This is a genomic window from Nocardia sp. NPDC051833 (assembly GCF_040681225.1).
GTDB lineage: Bacteria > Actinomycetota > Actinomycetes > Mycobacteriales > Mycobacteriaceae > Nocardia.
In genome coordinates, this window is record NZ_JBFAYK010000001.1 from 1,429,870 (window position 1) to 1,447,493 (window position 17,624).

Consider the following 17,624-nt stretch of genomic DNA (forward strand, 5'->3'; position numbering starts at 1 on the left):
ACCCGGGCGCAACCATTACGCGCTCGTCAACTCCACCATTGTGTCCAAAGCAGTGCACCGGTCGTGATCAACACGATCGCCGAGGCGGTGAACGCGGCGACGCCCCGGTTCCGATCGGCGTAGAGCTGGGCGGCGACGACGACCACCGCCGCGAGCACATGCCAGGTCAGCGACTCGGCCCCCGGGCCGGGGAAGTCCCGGCGCGAGCCCATCACCGCGGCCCCGATCACCACGCAGAGCAGGACGACCACCCCGCCCGCGACCAGTCCGCTGAACCCGCGCACCACCGTCACGGGGCGATCACCGGCACCCCGCTCGCCTTGCCGATCAGCGCCTCGAACTGTTCGGGATCGGTCCGGCACGCGCCGATCTCGATGGTCTTGTTGCTGCCGTGGTAGTCCGAGGACCCGGTGCGCAGCAGCCCGAGCTCGGCCGAGAGATCGGTCAGCACCGCGCGATCGGCGTCGCTGTGATCGGGATGGTCGATCTCGAGACCGCCGAGGCCGAGGGCGGCGAGGTCGCGGATCTCGTCGAGCGCGAGCAGCCTGCCGCGCTTGCGGGCCCGCACGTGCGCGAGCACGCTGACCCCGCCCGCGGCCGCGATCAGCTCGACGGCCCTGGTCAGCGGGGTGTCGGCCTTCTCGGCGTAGTAGGGGCCGTGCGGGGCGAGCAGTTCCTGGAACGCGGCGTCGACGCTCTCGACCACGCCGGCCTCGACCAGTGCCCGCGCCAGATGCGGACGCCCCGCGGCCGGGCCCGCGCCGGCGAGGACCGCGTCGGGGTCGATGGGCAGCCCGTCGGCGACCATCTTGTCGGCCATCGCGCGCACCCTGGCCACCCGCTCGGCCCGCAGCCGCTCGCGTTCCTCCGCGAAGCCGGGGTCGGTGGGATCGAACAGGTAGGCCAGCAGATGCACCGGAACGGGCCAGCCGTCCTCGCCCATCCCCTGGCACGACATCTCCATGCCGCGCACCAGCGTCAGCCCCGGCGGGCGCGCCGCCTCGGCCTCGGCCCAGCCCGCGGTGGTGTCGTGATCGGTGATCGCGACGACGTCGAGGCCGGCCGCGGCGGCGTTCCGGACCAGCTCCGCCGGGCTGTCGGTGCCGTCGGAAGCCGTCGAATGGGTATGCAGATCGATGCGCACACCCTCAGTCTTACAGTGCCGTCTCGACCGGCGCGCAGTCCTCCACCGAGACGGCGCCGGCCGTAGCATCCACCTCGTGCCTTCACTACCGCAGATGCCGTCGTTCCGCGGGCCCGGCCGGGCCGGGCCGACGCGGCCGCGGATTCCCGTGCCGACCGCGCGCGCCATCGTGGACTGCGGCGTCTACGTCGAGGGGAAACGGCTGCCCGGCCACTTCACCCCCGAGCAGGCGCTGAAAGCGGCGGCCAAGACCGATTCCGGTTTCGTCTGGCTCGGACTGCACGATCCCGACGAGGGCCAGATGACCGAGGTCGCCCAGATCTTCGGGCTGCACCCGCTGGCGGTGGAGGACGCGGTGCAGGGCCGCCAGCGCCCCAAGCTGGAGCGCTACGACAACACGCTGTTCCTGGTGATGCGCACCGTCAGCTACGTCGAACACGACATCCACGCGATCAGCGAGATCGTCGAGACCGGCGACATCATGGTCTTCACCGGACCGCATTTCGCGATCACCGTGCGCCACGGCGAACACACCGGACTGGCCGGGGTGCGCCACGAACTCGAGGGCACCCCCGACCAGCTGCGGCTGGGTCCGTGCTCGGTGCTGCACGCCGTCGCCGACCACGTCGTCGACTCCTATGTCGAGGTCTCCGAATCGGTCGAGTCCGATATCGACGAGATGGAGGAGGCGGTGTTCACCCCCGCCTCCAAGATCGGCATCGGGGCGATCTACCAGCTCAAGCGGGAAGTGGTCGAATTACGCAGGGCCGTTTCGCCGTTGGGGCAACCGCTGCAGATGCTCGTGCACAACCCGGAGCTGCCGGTGCCCAAGGAGATCCGGCGCTACCTGCGCGACGTGGCCGATCACCACACCAGCGTCACCGAGCACATCACCTACTTCGACGAATCGCTGAGCGGCCTGGTGAACGCGGCGCTGGCCAAGATCAGCGTCCAGCAGAACACCGACATGCGCAAGATCGCCGCCTACGCCGCCATGGCCGCGGTGCCGACCATGATCGCCGGCGTCTACGGCATGAACTTCGACCACATGTGGGAACTGCACCAGCCCTGGGGCTATCCGGTGGTGCTGATCATCATGGCCGTCGTCTGCGGGGTCCTGTTCCGCAGCTTCCGCCGCAGCAAGTGGATCTAGAGGTTCACCGCGCCGCGCGCCGGGTCGCGGATGTCGATGCCCGCCTCGGCCCAGGCGTCGCGCAGGGCCTGCGCGCCGCGGACGCGGACCCAGGCGGCCTCGGTCGCGGTGATCGGGACGACGCTGAGATACCGCACCGGCTCGGCGGGTTCGGGCAGCGCGATCTCGGCGATGTCGCTCGCGCCGAGCAGCACCGCGGTGAAGACGGCGTTGTGCCACAGCGGTTCCCCCAGGTCGAGCAGCGCGTCCGCCTGGAGCACAACGCCTTCCACCGAGGGGGTCGCGATGAGCACGCCGAGCGAACGGACGACGCCCGCCTGCGGGCCCGCGCTCAGCAGCAGCGTCAGCACCAGCTCGGCGCGCGGGCCGCGGACCGGGTCGGCCAGCAGATCGGCGGGATCGCCCATCGGATGGCGTGATCCGCCCAGCGTCGCGTAGTGCACCGCGCCGTCGCCGGGGATGCGCAGGATCTCGATCGGTTCCAGCCCGAGGAAGGTCACCGAGGCCGAGTCGACCTGGGCGCGTTGCACGCCGAAGTGGTCCAGCACCGCGGTGCGGACCGTGTCCGTCACATCCATTGCGTCACAGGGCCAATCGGGCCAGCATGTCGCGGGCGCGCTCGGCGGTCTTCGGGTCGCACAGCACGTCGTAGCGGCCCGCCACCAGCTGCATGGTGGAGGCGAAGTCGCGCTGCCCCTTGGTGGCGGCGTACGGAATCGAGGTGGTGATCACGCCGAACACGATGCCACCGAGCAGACCGACGACCAGCGGGCCGAGGGCGCCGCCGGTCGTGGTGAACAGGCTCAGTAACAGACCGAGGAACAGGCCGAGCCACGCGCCCGAGACCACGCCGCCGCCGATGACCTTGCCCCAGGTCAGCCGGTACAGCACCCGCTCGACCTGCATGAGGTCGACGCCGACGATGGTCACGTCCTGCACCGGGAACTGCCCGTCGGCCAGGTAGTCGACCGCGCGCTGCGCCTCGGCGTAGGTCGGATACGAGCCGACCGGCCAGCCCGACGGCGGCGTCGGCAACGCCTGCCGTCCGCGATTCGGGTTGCCCAAGGGATTCGTCATAGTCCCATTCTGCTAGTTCTGGACCGGCTGCGGCGGAGTGAAACGCGTTGTGCGCGTCATTCCCGCAGCTCGCCCCTTCTCCGCTATGACCTGCGCCATCTTCGCGCTGGCCTCATCGATCATCTCATCGCCCAGCATGACGGCGCCACGAGCGCCGCCCGCGGCGGAGGTGTGGAAGGCGTAGGCCTCCAGGATCAGTTCGGCGCGGTCGTAGTCGGCCTGGCGCGGGCTGAAGATCTCGTTGCAGGCGTCGATCTGGTCGGGGTGCAGCACCCACTTGCCGTCGAAACCGAGCGCGGCGGTGCGCCCGGCCGCCCGGCGGAACCCGTCGACGTCGCGGACCTGGAGGTAGGGGCCGTCGATCGCCTGCAGACCGTGCGCGCGGGCGGCGAGCAGGATGGTCATCAGGATGTGGTGATAGGCGTCGCCGACGTCGTAGCCCACCGGCTGCTCGCCGACCACCAGCGTGCGCATGTTGATACTGGCCATGAAGTCGGCCGGGCCGAACACCAGCGCCTGCACCCGCGGGCTCGCGGTGGCGATCGCGTCGATATTGCGCAGGCCGATGGCGTTCTCCAGCTGCGGTTCGATGCCGATCCGGCCGACCTCGAGTCCACTCGCCTTCTCCAGCTGGGTGAGCAGCAGGTCCAGCGCGTGCACCTGGCCCGCGTCGGTCACCTTGGGCAGCAGGATCGCGTCGATCGCCGCGCCCGCGCCCTCGACGACGGTGATCACGTCGGCGTAGGTCCACTCGGTCGACCAGTCGTTGACCCGGACCACCCGCAGCTGGGAGCCCCAGCCCGGTTCGTTCAGCGCGGCGACGATATTCGCCCTGGCCGCGGTCTTCGCGCCCGGCGCGACGGCGTCCTCGAGATCGAGAAACACCTCGTCCACCGGCAGGCCCTTGGCCTTGGCGATCATCTTGGGGTTGCTGCCGGGTACGGCCAGCACAGATCGGCGGGGCTTCATGGGCCCTCCTCCTTTGTTCGTCACACCGGCCGTGGCGTGTCGTGACCGGCCGTTGTGGACCGCCTAGCCTGAGGGTCATGGCAACCACCAGGGTGTACGTCGCCCGGCTCGCCGGCCTGACGGTGCTGGGTCCGGACGGGGAGTCTATCGGCCGGGTCCGCGACGTCGTCGTGGCCGTCCGGCACGGGCGCCAGCAACCACGGGTGCACGGCCTGGTCGTCGAATTGGTCACCCGGCGGCGGATTTTCGTTCCGATGCTGCGCGTCACCGCGATCGAGCCGGGCATCGTCACGCTCAACACCGGCACCGTCAGCCTGCGGCGATTCGCCCAGCGACCCGGCGAGATGCTGGCGCTGGCGCAGATCGTGGACTCGCAGGTGCGCGTCGACGATCCCGGTCTGCCGGACCTGGACGGCGTCGACGTCTACGTGGCCGACCTTGGCATCGAGCAGAGCCGGACCAGGGACTGGGTGATCGGGCGGGTCGCGGTGCGCGGGCACCGGCGGATCGGGCGCAGGCGCACCGTGCACGTGGTGGACTGGTCGCAGGTCCACGGGCTGACCCCGGCCGAGGTCGGCAGGCCGGGCCAGGACGTCACCTCCCTGCTCGAGGAGTACGAGGGCCTGCGCGCCGCCGACGTGGCGCACCGGTTGCGCGAGCTGCCGGAGAAGCGCCGCATCGAGGTGGCGATCGCGCTCGACGACGAACGGCTCGCCGACGTCGTCCAGGAGCTGCCCGACGACGACCAGGTCGACCTGCTCGGTCATCTCGAGGTGCGCCGCGCGGCCGACGTGCTCGAGGCGATGGACCCCGACGACGCCGCCGACCTGCTCGGCGAGCTGCCCGCGAGCGAAGCCGAATCCCTGCTGGCCCTGATGGACCCGGAGGAATCCGAGCCGGTCCGCAGGCTGCTCGCGCACTCCCCCGACACCGCGGGCGGTCTGATGACGCCCAAACCGATCGTGCTCAGCCCGTCGACCACGGTCGCCGAGGCGCTGGCCCGGGTCCGCGATCCCGACCTGACCCCGGCGCTGGCCTCGATGGTCTTCGTCGTGCGCCCGCCGACCGCCACCCCCACCGGCCGCTATCTCGGCTGCGTGCACATCCAGCAGTTGCTGCGGGAACCGCCCGCGCACCTGGTGGGCGGGATCGTCGACACCGATCTGATGCCGCTTGCGCCGGAACTGCCGCTCTCGGCGGTCACCCGATACTTCGCCACCTACAACCTCGTCTGCGGTCCGGTGGTCGACGCGGAGAATCATCTGCTCGGCGCGGTGACCGTCGACGACGTCCTCGATCATCTGCTGCCCGAGGACTGGCGCGAAGAAGAAGAGCAGCCGTTCGCCCATGTCGAAAGGGCCCAGCGTGAGTGAGAAGAACCCGGCCCGCCAGCGACTGGAGACCCCGGTCGGCTCGCGATTCACCCTCGACTGGGACTCCGAGGCGTTCGCGCGCAGCAGTGAGCGCGTGGCGCGGTTCCTCGGGACCGGGCGGTATCTGGCGATCCAGACGATCATCGTCATCGTCTGGATCGTGCTCAACGTGTTCGTGGTCGCGCTGCGCTGGGACCCATATCCGTTCATCCTGCTCAATCTGGCCTTCTCCACCCAGGCCGCGTACGCGGCGCCGCTGATCCTGCTGGCGCAGAACCGCCAGGACAATCGGGACAAGGTCTCGCTCGAGGAGGACCGCAGCCGGGCCGCGCAGACCAAAGCCGACACCGAATTCCTCGCCCGCGAGCTGGCCGCGCTGCGGCTGGCCGTCGGCGATGTCGCCACCCGCGACTACCTGCGCCGCGAGCTCGAGGAGATCAAGGACGTGCTGGACCGGATCGACGCGGTCACCGCGCCCGACGGCGCGCCGAAGCCGGAGAAGAAGCGAAAAGCCGCACGCAAGAAAACCTCCGGTCAAACGCCCTCTCCTGCCCCGGTTTCGCCAGGTGGTTCAGACGAGTAACCGGAAATGCTCTACAACTTCCTGACCGGTAGGTAACCTGGATCACGTTGTTCCGGGCGGGCCGGACGGGGACTCTGCGGTGCCGCTGCTTCGACGTAAAGGGTTGGTGTGGCCGTGCGAATCTCTGCTCCGATAACGATGTCGGCCCTTGTCGTCGCTGGACTGGTCGCCTCCGGGTCGGCCGCGCAGACCGCGACCCCGAGCACCGCCCCCACCGCACCCGAGGCGCTTCTGGCCGCGACCGCGAGCACCGCCGAGGACACGCCGGAGACCGATCCCTCCGAGATCGTCGGGCTGCTGCCGATCGCCCAGGAGGCGCCGCGCAAGCTGCGCGCGCTCTCCCCGTCCGCGAACAGCCTGGCGCCCTTCGCCGGAACGGTTCCGCTGCAGAGCATCTCGCTGCCCACCGGCAGCGGCGCGCTCGGCATCCCCGAGATCGTGCTCGCGGCCTACCGCAACGCGGAGCTGGCGCTCGAGACCGCCCAGCCCGGCTGCGGGCTCACCTGGAACCTGCTGGCCGGCATCGGGCGCATCGAGTCCGGGCACGCCAGCAGCGGCCGCACCGACGCCGCGGGCACCTCGACCACCCCGATCTTCGGCCCCGCGCTCGACGGCACGCTGCCGGGCAACGAGATCATCAAGGAGGCCGACGGCGGGTTCGTCCGGGCCGTCGGCCCGATGCAGTTCCTGCCCAGCACCTGGGCGCTCTACTCCGCCGACGGCAACGGCGACGGCACCGCCGATCCGCACAACGTCTTCGACGCGGCGCTGGCCGCGGGCAAGTACCTGTGCTCGGGCGGGCTGAACCTGCGCGACGCGTCGCAGGAACTGCGCGCGGTGCTGCGCTACAACAACTCGATGTCCTACGCGGCCAACGTGCTCAGCTGGTCGGCGGCCTACCGCACCGGCGGGGCGCCGAGCTCGGTCGCCATCTCCCCCGACATCGTGCCGCCGGGCAGCGCGCCGATGGTCTCGCCCAATGTGCTAGCCGCCTCGACGAACGGGTCCGTCACCGCGGCGCCGCCGTCGACGACCAACCAGCTGCCGCCGAACACGCCGAAGGTGACCACGCCGACCCAGGTGATGATCACCCTGCCCGGCCTGCCGCCGATCCCGTGCGGCATCTTCTGCCCCGCCCCGGTCGCGCCCGCCCCCGAGGTCTGCGTCAGCGACCCGGCGCCCGCCCAGATGCCGAACCCGCTCGAACCGGCGAAGCCCGTCGAGCAGACCTACGGCGCTGCGGCGCCGAAGGATCCGGCACAGCCCGAGGAGGCGAGCCCCGAGCAGCAGGCAGCCGAGCAGCAGGCCACGGCGCCGGTCTGCACCCCGGCCACAACCGCCGCGCCCGCGCCCGCCGAGTCGACGGCGCCCGCGCCGGAGAAGACGCCGGAGCCGGGCATCGAGCCGACCGAGGAACCCGCTCCGGTGGAGCAGGCGCCGGTCGCGCCCACCCAGCAGCCGGGGATCACGTTGCCGTTCAACATCGTCATCCCGCTGCCGCCCGGTCCGGCCGTCCCCTAGAAATCAAACCGAAATACAGGTCACGGAGGGGTAACAAAAAGGTCTCGGGTGCGGTAATCTCTTCTCATCCAACACGGTTGAGGAGGGCACCACACAGTGGGTCGTCATCGGAAACAGCCTGCTACGACGGTTCGACGTAGCTCGCTCATCGCACTGACCGGATTGGTCCCCGCCGGGCTCGTGGCCGTCACCGCCGCCGCGACCGACGCGACCATCGCCAGCAACGCGGCCGTCGAGCACGACCTGCCCGGCACCGATGCCGAGGCCGCGCCGGAGCTGGCCGCCGCGCCGCAGGCCGACATCGCCGAGATCGCCCACGCGGAGGCGCGCCAGTCGCCCTCGGCCGCGCCGGTCGTGAAAACCGTTGCGCAGCCGAATGATCGCGTCGCCGCCGACCTGCCCGCGGGCCCGCTCGGCATTCCGGGCATCGCGGTCGCCGCCTACCAGAACGCCGAAGAGCAACTGGCCGTGGAGAACCCGACCTGCGGGATGTCGTGGTCGCTGCTGGCGGGCATCGGCCGGGTCGAGTCCACCCACGCGTACGGCAAGGCCGACGCCGACGGCAACCCGATCAAGGCCGTCTACGGCCCGGTCCTGGACGGCAGCCTCTACGGCAACAACGTCATCCACGACAGCGACGGCGGCGAACTCGACGGCCTCGGCGGCTACGACCGCGCCATCGGCCCCATGCAGTTCCTCCCCGAGACCTGGCACCGCTACGCCGCCGACGGCAACGCCGACGGCGTCGCCGACCCGCAGAACCTGTTCGACGCCGCCCTCACCGCGGGCCGCTACCTCTGCGACGGCGGCCTCAACATGCGCGACCTCTCCCAGCAGTCCAAGGCGATCCTGCGCTATAACAACTCCATGGCCTACGTAGCCAACGTCATGGCCTGGTCCACCTCCTACTCCAACGGCATGGCCCCCAAGCCCTCGGACCTCCCCCGCATCTGAGCGCCCGATGACAACCACCGGGCGTTCGCCACGCTCGGTGGGCTCGCACCCACAGTTCTGGGCACGTTTGCGTTGAGCAGGCCGGGTATGTGAGAGTGCCCCGACCATGCGCGGCTTCCGCCGCGCGGCCGGAAGGGGGCTGGTGATGTCCGAGGTTTTCAAGGTCGAACCGGACGCGGTGGATACCTTCGCCGCAAGTTTGAAGGCGCTCGCCGACGCCAACGCGAACGTCGCCACGTACCTGGAGAAGTGGCTGGTACTGGACAACACCGTGTGGGGCGACGGCGGGCTGATCCGCACGGGACTCGGTGCCGTCGCCGATGCGCACGGCAAACTCACGCCGAACTACGCCACGCTGGGCAGCCTCGCCGAGGCCGCGGCGACCGAACTGACCAAGGTGGCGCAGGTGTACCGCACCACCGACAAAGCAGTGGCCGACGAGCTGGACCGGACCTACCCGGCGGGTGGTCAGCCGTGACGACCACCCCCGCCGAGCTCCTGGTCGAGCCCGCGCTCGCGGATCCGCTCAACGACCAATTCGAGTTCCTGATCACCTCCAATGCCATCTCGCCGACCTACTGGGCGTGCAAGTGGTGCGAGAACGTACTCGGAACAGACCCGCTCAAGTGGGTGACCACCAAGATCTCCGGCGATTGGGAAGCCCTGCAGAAGGCGGGCAAGGCTGTGGAGAATCTCGCGGCCTACAACTCGGCCTTCGCCTCCTCGGTCGAATCCGCGGCGAAAACGGTGGACGCGACCTGGGACGGGAATGCGGCGACGAGCGCTCAGGCCTACTTCAGCAAGCTCACGACGGCCATCTCCGCGCAGGTCGAGCCCTTGAAGGCGATGGCCACCGAGATCAACAACTTCGCCTCGACCGCCTACCATCTGTCGACGTCGATGAGCAACGCGTTGCAGACCGTGCTGGACTGGGGCGCGATCGCGGTGATCGAGTGGGCCGCCGCCCAGGCCGCCGCGCTCACCGGCGTCGGAATCGTCGCTACCGCGGCTCTTGTCGCGGCCGCCACGGCCACCACGCTCAAGGTCGTCGCGGAGTGGGGCAGGCTGGTCGAAACCTTCAACGCTGGCTATGTCGCCCTCGAGGCGATCGCCGGCGTGGGTTTCGGTGTGGCCGCGGTGGTCGAGTCGGCGGAGATGCCGGTCCTGCCCACCGCCAACTACGACCATCCGGGAGCCTGAGTGAACGCGCCCGAACCGATGCACGATCTCGCCCGCGGTGACGTCGGGGTCTCCCGGCAATTGTCCCGAGCCCTTCGGGTGCTGATGGACAGCGCGACGGAACCCCAGTTGAAGAATCAGCTTCGCGGAATCCTGGAGGGCAAGGGCAGCGCCCGGGATCTGATGCACAGCGAGGCCTTCAATCGGGTTCTCGATCGGACGATGCCCGCCGCCATCGCTCAGTTCGCCGCCATGACGGACGACGAGCGGCAGCGGCTGGCCGAACAGGGCGAAGCGGACCTGCAGCGGCTCCGATCGCAGCCGGCCACGGAGGAGCCACGGTCGCAACCGATCACGGCCCCGCCGCCGACACCCGCTGCGAACACCGTGGTCCCCGGCACCCGCAGACCCAACCGCGAGCGCATCGTCACGCCGGATGACGACGACGATGACGACCAGTACTTCCGCGAGCGAAACCAGCGCGGGTGGCTGTCGTGACCTCCCGGCAGCAGGTGGTGTTCGGGACGGTGGTGGACCCGGATTGGGTGCCGGTGTTCACTACGCCGGGGCCGATGGAGCTGGTCTTGGCAGAGGCGATGCCCGAGGTGTGTAGTGAGCACGGGTTGGCTGCGGTCGAGCGCCGGTCGGTCTTCGTGAATTCCCACGGGCCGCACTCGGAGTGGCCGACGTTGCGGGGCATGCTGATGTCGGTGGCGCCGTTTCGGCCGCGGCTTCCGGTCGCAGCGAGGGTCAGGTTCGACTGCCCGGCCTGTGAATTCTGTCTGGCCGGTATCCGGCGGTCGCGATGGATCGCGGTGCTGGCGCTGCTGGCGGTCGTGCTGACCATCGCCGGAATCTTCACGGCGGTGTCCCTGGAGCTGCGGCAGCTCTATGTGCCGTTGGCTCTGGCCTTCCTGCCCGGATGTGTGCCGATCGCGTTGCTGGTGGCCGTGCTGGCGTGGAGTCGATCGGGCTTCTTCGCGGATGTGTGGATGAATCAGGACGCGGACGAGTTGATCGTTTCCGCGCATCCGGATTTCGTCGCCGCGGTGGCGCAATGCCGGGCCGAGCGGCGCTGATCGCGCTGTCGGAGCAGCCCAGGGCGTTGTTCCACGGGCACGGTCCCCGGGTCGAGTGGCGGGTTCCGCGATCCGGTGTCCACCGGGTGGTCCGGATCGGCCCCAGGACTGTCGCCGAAATCCGCGCAGCATAAAATCGGGCATATGCCAGTGATTACGGAAGCGGATGTGCGGGCCGCGCTCGCGAAGGTCGACGACCCGGAGATCCGCAAGCCGATCACCGAGTTGGGCATGGTCAAGAGCATCGCCATCGCCGAGAGCGGTGACGTGCACGTCGAGGTGTACCTGACGACGTCGGGCTGCCCGCTGCGGACCGAGATCGTCCAGCGGGTGACCAAGGCCGTCGCCGACGTGCCCGGCGCCGGTGCGGTGACCGTGGATCTCGACGTGATGAGCGACGAGCAGCGCACCGAGCTGCGCAAGTCGCTGCGCGGCGACTCGGCCGAGCCGGTGATCCCGTTCGCCCAGCCCGGCTCGCTGACCCGCGTCTACGCCGTCGCCTCAGGGAAGGGCGGCGTCGGCAAGTCCAGCGTCACCGCCAACCTGGCCGTCGCGCTGGCCCAGCGCGGTCTGTCGGTCGGCGTGCTCGACGCCGACATCTACGGCCACTCGATCCCGCGCATGCTCGGCACCGACGCCCGCCCGACCCAGGTCGAGCGGATGATCATGCCGCCGATGGCGTACGACGTGAAGATGATCTCGATCGCGCAGTTCACCCAGGGCAACACGCCCGTGGTGTGGCGCGGTCCGATGCTGCACCGCGCGCTGCAGCAGTTCCTCGCCGACGTGTTCTGGGGCGACCTGGACGTGCTGCTGCTCGACCTGCCGCCCGGCACCGGCGACGTCGCGATCTCCATCGCCCAGCTGATCCCGAGCGCCGAGATCCTGGTCGTCACCACCCCGCAGATCGCCGCCGCCGAGGTGGCCGAGCGCGCGGGCGCGATCGCCCTGCAGACCCGTCAGCGGATCGCCGGCGTGGTGGAGAACATGTCCTGGCTGGACCTGCCCGACGGTTCCCGGATGGAGCTCTACGGCTCCGGCGGTGGCCAGGTCGTGGCGGATCGGCTGACCCGCGCGGTCGGCTCGACGGTGCCGCTGCTCGGCCAGATCCCGATCGAGCAGGCCCTGCGCGAGGGCGGCGACGCGGGCACCCCGATCGTCCTCGGCGACCCGGACAACCCGGCCGCCAAGGCCCTGCGCGAGGTCGCCGACAAGCTGGCCGTCCGCAAGCGCGGCCTGGCGGGCATGTCCCTCGGCATCGACACCACCCGGCACCTCTGAGCCGGAGGTTGTCGGTGGGGGTGCCTAGGCTGTTCCTATGCTGACGCTGCTGCTCTACGTGCTGATCGTCGGACTGGTCGCGGCCATGTTGTTCCTCGTGGCGAGCGCGGTGTTCGGGCGATCCGAGGAACTCGGGCCGCTGCCCGAGGGCACGACCGCCACGGTGCTGCCCGCGCACGGGGTGACGGGTGCCGACGTGCGCGCGTTGCGGTTCCAGCAGGTGGTGCGTGGCTACAAGGCCGGTGAGGTCGACTGGGCGCTGGGCAGGCTGGCCGAGCGGATCGACGAGCTCGAACTCGAGGTGACGCAGCTGCGCCAATGGCAGGCGCAGGTGACGGCGGGTCAGGATCGCTCGTGACCGAGCTCGCCGACGACGGGCGCGAGCGCTGCCCCTGGTCGACCGGCTCCGCGCTCTATCGCGACTACCACGACACCGAGTGGGGCACGCCCCTGCACGGTGACGACGCCCTGTTCGAACGGCTGTGCCTGGAGGCCTTCCAGTCCGGCCTGGCCTGGATCACCGTCCTGCGCAAGCGGCCGGCGTTCCGGGCCGCGTTCGCCGGCTTCGAGATCGCGAAGGTCGCCGAGTTCGGCGCCGCGGACCGCGAGCGGCTGCTGGCCGACGCCGGCATCGTCCGCAACCGCGCCAAGATCGACGCGGTGATCGCCAACGCCCGGGTTGCTCGGGACCTGCCGGTGAGCCTGGACGAGCTGCTGTGGTCCTTCGCGCCCGCGCCACGCCCGCGCCCGGCGACGATCGCGGATGTGCCCGCCACCACACCCGAATCCATTGCTCTGGCAAAGGAATTGAAGCGCCGCGGCTTCGCTTTCGTCGGCCCGACGACGGCGTACGCGCTCATGCAGGCGACCGGGATGGTCGACGATCACCTGGAGGTTTGCTGGGTGCGCCCGCCCGCGAACGGAACCGACTCGCGAGTCACATTTCGTACTCAGGTGTCCGCCCGAGACGGCAATAGGGAAGAATAGGACCGGTGTGGCCCGCCGAACACCCGGCGAGCCCGCTGGTTGGCGACAACCGGCAGACGAGAATCAGTGCGCAGACAGACCGCGCAGATCTGGAGGGAGCAGAGGATGGCGGCCATGAAGCCCCGTACCGGGGACGGTCCCCTCGAGGCAACCAAGGAAGGTCGTGGAATCGTCATGCGGGTTCCACTCGAGGGTGGCGGGCGTCTGGTCGTCGAACTCACACCGGACGAGGCTGCGGCGCTCGGTGACGAACTGAAGAGCGTCACCAGCTGACGGCACTCACCGAGGTCGCCGCGCTCCTGGCCTGCCCGGAGTGCGGTGACCAACTGCGACCGCGCGATCGCGCGCTGCGCTGCGGTACCGGACACAGCTTCGACATCGCCCGCCAGGGCTATGTCGGGCTGTTGACCGGCGCCTCGACGAAGATGACCGGCGATACCGCCGACATGCTCGACGCCCGCGCCGCGTTCCAGGGCGCCGGGCACTTCGCACCCATCGCCGCGGCCGCGGCCCACGCTTGCACGGCGGGAATCGACCGGGCGCCCGCACCGGATGAGGCGGCGGTGATCCTCGAGGTCGGCGCGGGCACCGGCTATTACCTCGCCACCGCGCTGGCCGCCGAGCCCACGTTCTTCGGCATCGCGCTCGATGTCGCCAAGCCCGCCGCGCGGCGGGCGGCCCGCGCGCACCCGCGCATGGCCTCGGTACTGGCCGACGCCTGGCGCGGCCTCCCGATCCGCGACCACTCCCTCACCGGCGTGCTGTCGGTGTTCGCCCCACGCAATCCCACCGAGGTCGCCCGGGTGCTCGCGCCCGGCGGCCGCTTCGTGGTCGTCACCCCCACCGCCGACCACCTGAACGAACTCGTCGGCCCGCTCGACATGGTCCGCGTCGATCCAGACAAGGACCGACGGCTCGCCGATTCGCTCTCGGGGCTGTTCGATCGCATCGCCCACACCCGCGTCGAGTTCCCGATGAAGCTGACCCGTCGCGACGTCACCGACGTCATCGCGATGGGCCCCTCGGCCTTCCACGGCACCCCCGCCGACGACCCGCGCATCGCGGCGTTGCCCGACACCACCGAGGTCACCGCCTCGGTCACGGTGTCGACGTACGTGCCGACCGCCTGATCGCCCGCGGCGGTTACTTCAACACGCTCCGGTACACCTCGACGGTCTGTTCGGCGATCCGCGCCCAGTCGAACCGCGCGATGGCCCGCGCGCGCCCGGCGTCGCCGTAGCGGCGTGCCAGCGCCGGATCTCCCGCCACGGCGTTGACGGCGGCGGCGAGGCCCTGTTCGTAGTCGGTCGTCGTGCCCGCGTCGTAGTGCACCAGCCGACCGGTGACCCCGTCGTCGACGACCTCAGGAATGCCGCCCACATCGGAGGCGACGACCGCGGTGGCGCAGGCCATGGCCTCCAGGTTGACGATGCCGAGCGGCTCGTAGACCGAGGGACAGACGAACACCGCGGAGGCGGTCAGGATCTGGCGGACCTGCTCGGTCGGCAGCATCTCCTTGACCCAGAACACATTCCCGCGCTCGCGCTGCAATCCGTCGACGGCGGCGGCGATCTCGAGTTCGAGTTCCCTGGTGTCGGCCGCGCCGGCGCACAGCACCAACTGGATGTCGGGATCGAAGTGCGCGGCGGCGGCGAGCAGGTGGCCGACGCCCTTCTGCCGGGTGATCCGCCCGACGAAGGACACGATCGGCCGATCGGCGCGCACGCCGAGCCGTGTCAGCACCGGAGTTTCGTCCCCGGTGGGCGGACCGGGATGCCAGACCGTCGCGTCGATGCCGTTGTGCACCACGTGGACCCGGGTCGGGTCGATGGCCGGGTAGGCGTCGAGCACGTCGTGGCGCATGCCCTCGCTCACCGCGATCACGGCGTCGGCGTACTCCATCGCGTTGCGCTCCGACCACGACGAGAGCCGGTACCCGCCGCCGAGCTGCTCGGCCTTCCACGGCCTGCGCGGCTCCAGCGAATGCGCGGTGAGGATGTGCGGGATGCCGTAGAGCGCGCCGGCGAGATGCCCGGCCAGCCCCGCGTACCAGGTGTGCGAGTGGACCACGTCGACGGCGCCGACCGCGTCGGCCATCCGCAACTGCGCCGACATCATCTGCAGCGCGGCGTTGGCGGCGTAGAGCTCGGGGTCGGGCCGGTGCACGACGGCACCGCTGCGGGGCGCGCCCATGCAGTGCACGGTGACTTCCGCCAGCGCGCGTAGCCGGGCGGTGAGTTCGGTGACGTGAACTCCCGCACCGCCGTACACCTCGGGCGGGTATTCCCGGGTCAGCATGGCGACCCGCAGCTGTTCCGCCGGCGCCAGGTCGCTGTCGGTGCCATAACTCACTGGTCCAAATTAGACCCTCGGGTCGACATGAGCCACCGTTGCGCCGCCCAGCCTGTACTTTGAGCAGGGTGAGGAGCCAGCCGCACGTACTCGGGATCGTGCTCGCCGGTGGCGAGGGCAAACGACTGTTTCCGCTCACCGCAGACAGGGCCAAGCCCGCGGTTCCGTTCGGCGGCGCGTACCGGCTGATCGATTTCGTCCTGAGCAACCTCGTCAACGCGGGCTACCTGCGGCTGTGCGTGCTCACCCAGTACAAGTCGCACTCGCTGGACCGGCACATCTCGCAGACCTGGCGGCTTTCCGGCTTCACCGGCGAGTACATCACCCCGGTGCCCGCGCAGCAGCGGCTCGGGCCGCGCTGGTACACCGGCAGCGCCGACGCGATCATGCAGTCGCTCAACCTGATCTACGACGAGGACCCCGACTACATCGTGGTCTTCGGCGCCGACCACGTGTACCGGATGGACCCGGAACAGATGGTCGCCAGCCACATCGCCTCCGGTGCGGGCGTCACCGTCGCGGGCATCCGGGTGCCGCGCAGCGAGGCGAGCGCGTTCGGCTGCATCGACTCCGACGAGTCCGGCCGGATCACCCAGTTCCTGGAGAAGCCGGCCCACCCACCCGGCACCCCCGACGACCCGAACATGACGTTCGCGTCGATGGGCAACTACGTGTTCACCACCCGGGTGCTGGTCGACGCGATCCGCGCCGACGCCGAGAACTCCGACTCCGACCACGACATGGGCGGCGACATCATCCCGGCGCTGGTCGCCGCGGGCAAGGCCGCCGTCTACGACTTCGCCGACAACGAGGTGCCCGGCGCCACCGAGCGCGATCGCGGCTACTGGCGTGACGTCGGCACCATCGACGCCTTCTACGACGCGCACATGGACCTGGTCTCGGTGCACCCGGTGTTCAACCTCTACAACAAGCACTGGCCGATCCGCGGCGCCGCCGAGAACCTACCGCCCGCCAAGTTCGCCAGGGGCGGGCTGGCGCAGGAGTCGATCGTCGGCGCGGGCTCGATCCTGTCGGCGGCCACCGTCCGCAATTCGGTGCTCAGTTCCAATGTGATGATCGACGACGGCGCCACCGTCGAGGGCAGTGTGCTGATGCCGGGAGTCCGGATCGGGAAGGGCGCGGTCGTGCGGCACGCGATCCTGGACAAGAACGTGGTGGTCGGCGAGGGCGAGATCATCGGCGTCGACCTGGATCGCGATCGGGAGCGGTTCGCGGTCAGCAACGGCGGGGTGGTCACCGTCGGCAAGGGGATCTGGGTCGGTTAGCAGCGCGAGGCGCAGAGCAGCCCGTCCCCGATCGGGATCAGCACGCTGGTGAGTTCGGGGTTCTCCGCGATGGCCCTGGTCGCCGCGCGCACCGCCTGGGTGGCCGGGTCGCGCTGGGACTGGTCGGGCACGCGACCACCGAGCAACGCGTTGTGCAGGATGAACGCGCCGCCCTCCCGGAGCAGCCGGACACCCTGCTCGACGTAGTGCGGGTGCTCCATGGGGGCCGCGTCGACGAAGACGAGGTCGTAGGCGCCGTCGGCGAGCCGGGGTAGGACGTCGAGGGCGCGGCCGTTGATTAGCCGGGTGCGCGCGGGCGGGATCTCGGCGGTGCGGAAGGCCTCCTTGGCCGCGCGCTGATGCTCGGGCTCGGAGTCGATCGTGGTGAGCGTGCCGTCCTCGCGCATGCCGTCGAGCAGCCACAATCCGCTGATCCCGGCGCCGGTGCCCACCTCGACGACCGCGCGGGCACCCAGCATCTGGGCGTACATGCTCAGCAGGGCGCCGACGGAGGCGGGCACGGGCACGGCGCCCAGTTCGGTGGCCCGCTCGCGCGCCTCGAGGAGGACCTCGTCCTCGACGACGGACTCCTCCACATAAGCCAGGTTCCGCTCCACGTTCGATGCCACAGCTATGAGGCTAGGGCACCGAACGGCTCTGTGTATTCAGCGAATGCGCCGATCCCG

General features: G+C 70.2%; 22 protein-coding genes. 15 read left to right on the top strand and 7 right to left on the bottom strand.

Features of this window, described 5'->3' with window-relative positions; genetic code table 11:
- Positions 1 to 26: 26 nt before the first annotated feature.
- Together AB0L91_RS06265 and AB0L91_RS06270 are read right to left on the bottom strand one after the other, a co-directional pair.
- The gene (locus AB0L91_RS06265) at positions 27 to 293 is read right to left on the bottom strand and encodes a hypothetical protein (protein ID WP_355276325.1); all 267 of its coding nucleotides are present in this window, start codon (positions 291 to 293) and stop codon (positions 27 to 29) included.
- Positions 290 to 1,144, bottom strand: coding sequence for a PHP domain-containing protein (locus AB0L91_RS06270; protein ID WP_365007631.1), 855 nt, complete (start codon positions 1,142 to 1,144; stop codon positions 290 to 292). The genes AB0L91_RS06265 and AB0L91_RS06270 overlap by 4 nt, the downstream gene beginning before the upstream one ends.
- A 94-nt stretch (positions 1,145 to 1,238) precedes the next feature.
- Between AB0L91_RS06270 and AB0L91_RS06275 the strand changes: the two genes are divergently transcribed.
- The gene (locus AB0L91_RS06275; RefSeq protein WP_355276564.1) at positions 1,239 to 2,297 is read left to right on the top strand and encodes a magnesium and cobalt transport protein CorA; all 1,059 of its coding nucleotides are present in this window, start codon (positions 1,239 to 1,241) and stop codon (positions 2,295 to 2,297) included.
- Here the strand turns inward: AB0L91_RS06275 and AB0L91_RS06280 are convergent.
- Genes AB0L91_RS06280 through AB0L91_RS06290 form a run of 3 tightly spaced genes read right to left on the bottom strand, consistent with a single transcriptional unit; the run spans position 2,294 to position 4,343 of the window.
- On the bottom strand, positions 2,294 to 2,875 hold the full coding sequence (locus tag AB0L91_RS06280; protein WP_365007634.1) for a suppressor of fused domain protein: 582 nt from the start codon (positions 2,873 to 2,875) through the stop codon (positions 2,294 to 2,296). The genes AB0L91_RS06275 and AB0L91_RS06280 overlap by 4 nt on opposite strands.
- 4 nt (positions 2,876 to 2,879) lie before the next feature.
- The gene (locus AB0L91_RS06285; RefSeq protein ID WP_019048869.1) at positions 2,880 to 3,374 is read right to left on the bottom strand and encodes a general stress protein; all 495 of its coding nucleotides are present in this window, start codon (positions 3,372 to 3,374) and stop codon (positions 2,880 to 2,882) included.
- A 12-nt stretch (positions 3,375 to 3,386) separates the two neighbouring features.
- Positions 3,387 to 4,343, bottom strand: coding sequence for a CoA ester lyase (locus AB0L91_RS06290; RefSeq protein ID WP_355276329.1), 957 nt, complete (start codon positions 4,341 to 4,343; stop codon positions 3,387 to 3,389).
- Positions 4,344 to 4,420: 77 nt separating this feature from the next.
- Here AB0L91_RS06290 and AB0L91_RS06295 point away from each other — a divergent pair, with 77 nt between their 5' ends.
- The 13 genes from AB0L91_RS06295 to AB0L91_RS06355 all read left to right on the top strand — a co-directional run bounded on the left by AB0L91_RS06295 (position 4,421) and on the right by AB0L91_RS06355 (position 14,430).
- On the top strand, positions 4,421 to 5,716 hold the full coding sequence (locus AB0L91_RS06295; RefSeq protein ID WP_365007639.1) for a CBS domain-containing protein: 1,296 nt from the start codon (positions 4,421 to 4,423) through the stop codon (positions 5,714 to 5,716).
- Positions 5,709 to 6,299: a DUF1003 domain-containing protein gene (locus AB0L91_RS06300; RefSeq protein WP_355276333.1), complete on the top strand. Its 591-nt coding sequence runs from the start codon at positions 5,709 to 5,711 to the stop codon at positions 6,297 to 6,299. Before AB0L91_RS06295 ends, AB0L91_RS06300 begins: the two co-directional genes overlap by 8 nt.
- Positions 6,300 to 6,437: 138 nt before the next feature.
- Positions 6,438 to 7,820 (top strand): lytic murein transglycosylase, encoded by a 1,383-nt coding sequence (locus AB0L91_RS06305; protein ID WP_365007642.1) that lies wholly within the window; start codon positions 6,438 to 6,440, stop codon positions 7,818 to 7,820.
- Between the two features lie 96 nt (positions 7,821 to 7,916).
- Complete coding sequence (locus AB0L91_RS06310) at positions 7,917 to 8,774, top strand: lytic murein transglycosylase (protein ID WP_365007645.1); 858 nt, start codon at positions 7,917 to 7,919, stop codon at positions 8,772 to 8,774.
- A 145-nt stretch (positions 8,775 to 8,919) separates the two neighbouring features.
- Positions 8,920 to 9,252: a hypothetical protein gene (locus AB0L91_RS06315; RefSeq protein WP_365007648.1), complete on the top strand. Its 333-nt coding sequence runs from the start codon at positions 8,920 to 8,922 to the stop codon at positions 9,250 to 9,252.
- Positions 9,249 to 9,974 (top strand): hypothetical protein, encoded by a 726-nt coding sequence (locus AB0L91_RS06320; protein WP_365007651.1) that lies wholly within the window; start codon positions 9,249 to 9,251, stop codon positions 9,972 to 9,974. Before AB0L91_RS06315 ends, AB0L91_RS06320 begins: the two co-directional genes overlap by 4 nt.
- Positions 9,975 to 10,451: a hypothetical protein gene (locus tag AB0L91_RS06325; RefSeq protein WP_365007654.1), complete on the top strand. Its 477-nt coding sequence runs from the start codon at positions 9,975 to 9,977 to the stop codon at positions 10,449 to 10,451.
- A complete protein-coding gene (locus AB0L91_RS06330) occupies positions 10,448 to 11,032 on the top strand; it encodes a hypothetical protein (protein WP_365007656.1) in 585 nt (194 codons plus the stop codon). The genes AB0L91_RS06325 and AB0L91_RS06330 overlap by 4 nt, the downstream gene beginning before the upstream one ends.
- Before the next feature lie 144 nt (positions 11,033 to 11,176).
- Positions 11,177 to 12,313 (top strand): Mrp/NBP35 family ATP-binding protein, encoded by a 1,137-nt coding sequence (locus tag AB0L91_RS06335; RefSeq protein WP_357343201.1) that lies wholly within the window; start codon positions 11,177 to 11,179, stop codon positions 12,311 to 12,313.
- 37 nt (positions 12,314 to 12,350) lie between these two features.
- Positions 12,351 to 12,671 carry a DivIVA domain-containing protein gene (locus AB0L91_RS06340; protein ID WP_365007658.1) on the top strand — a complete coding sequence of 107 codons (321 nt, stop codon included), beginning with the start codon at positions 12,351 to 12,353 and terminating at the stop codon, positions 12,669 to 12,671.
- Complete coding sequence (locus tag AB0L91_RS06345) at positions 12,632 to 13,300, top strand: DNA-3-methyladenine glycosylase I (RefSeq protein WP_365007661.1); 669 nt, start codon at positions 12,632 to 12,634, stop codon at positions 13,298 to 13,300. The genes AB0L91_RS06340 and AB0L91_RS06345 overlap by 40 nt, the downstream gene beginning before the upstream one ends.
- 105 nt (positions 13,301 to 13,405) lie before the next feature.
- Positions 13,406 to 13,573: a DUF3117 domain-containing protein gene (locus AB0L91_RS06350; RefSeq protein WP_011211259.1), complete on the top strand. Its 168-nt coding sequence runs from the start codon at positions 13,406 to 13,408 to the stop codon at positions 13,571 to 13,573.
- A gap of 26 nt (positions 13,574 to 13,599) precedes the next feature.
- Complete coding sequence (locus AB0L91_RS06355) at positions 13,600 to 14,430, top strand: putative RNA methyltransferase (protein ID WP_365011198.1); 831 nt, start codon at positions 13,600 to 13,602, stop codon at positions 14,428 to 14,430.
- A gap of 13 nt (positions 14,431 to 14,443) precedes the next feature.
- Here the strand turns inward: AB0L91_RS06355 and glgA are convergent, their stop codons facing one another.
- Positions 14,444 to 15,610 carry a glycogen synthase gene (gene glgA / locus AB0L91_RS06360; protein WP_365011199.1) on the bottom strand — a complete coding sequence of 389 codons (1,167 nt, stop codon included), beginning with the start codon at positions 15,608 to 15,610 and terminating at the stop codon, positions 14,444 to 14,446.
- Between the two features lie 110 nt (positions 15,611 to 15,720).
- Here glgA and glgC point away from each other — a divergent pair, with 110 nt between their 5' ends.
- A complete protein-coding gene (glgC, locus tag AB0L91_RS06365) occupies positions 15,721 to 16,938 on the top strand; it encodes a glucose-1-phosphate adenylyltransferase (RefSeq protein WP_357343197.1) in 1,218 nt (405 codons plus the stop codon).
- Here glgC and AB0L91_RS06370 read toward each other — a convergent pair.
- The gene (locus tag AB0L91_RS06370; protein WP_357344220.1) at positions 16,935 to 17,573 is read right to left on the bottom strand and encodes an O-methyltransferase; all 639 of its coding nucleotides are present in this window, start codon (positions 17,571 to 17,573) and stop codon (positions 16,935 to 16,937) included. The genes glgC and AB0L91_RS06370 overlap by 4 nt on opposite strands.
- Positions 17,574 to 17,624: the final 51 nt, after the last annotated feature.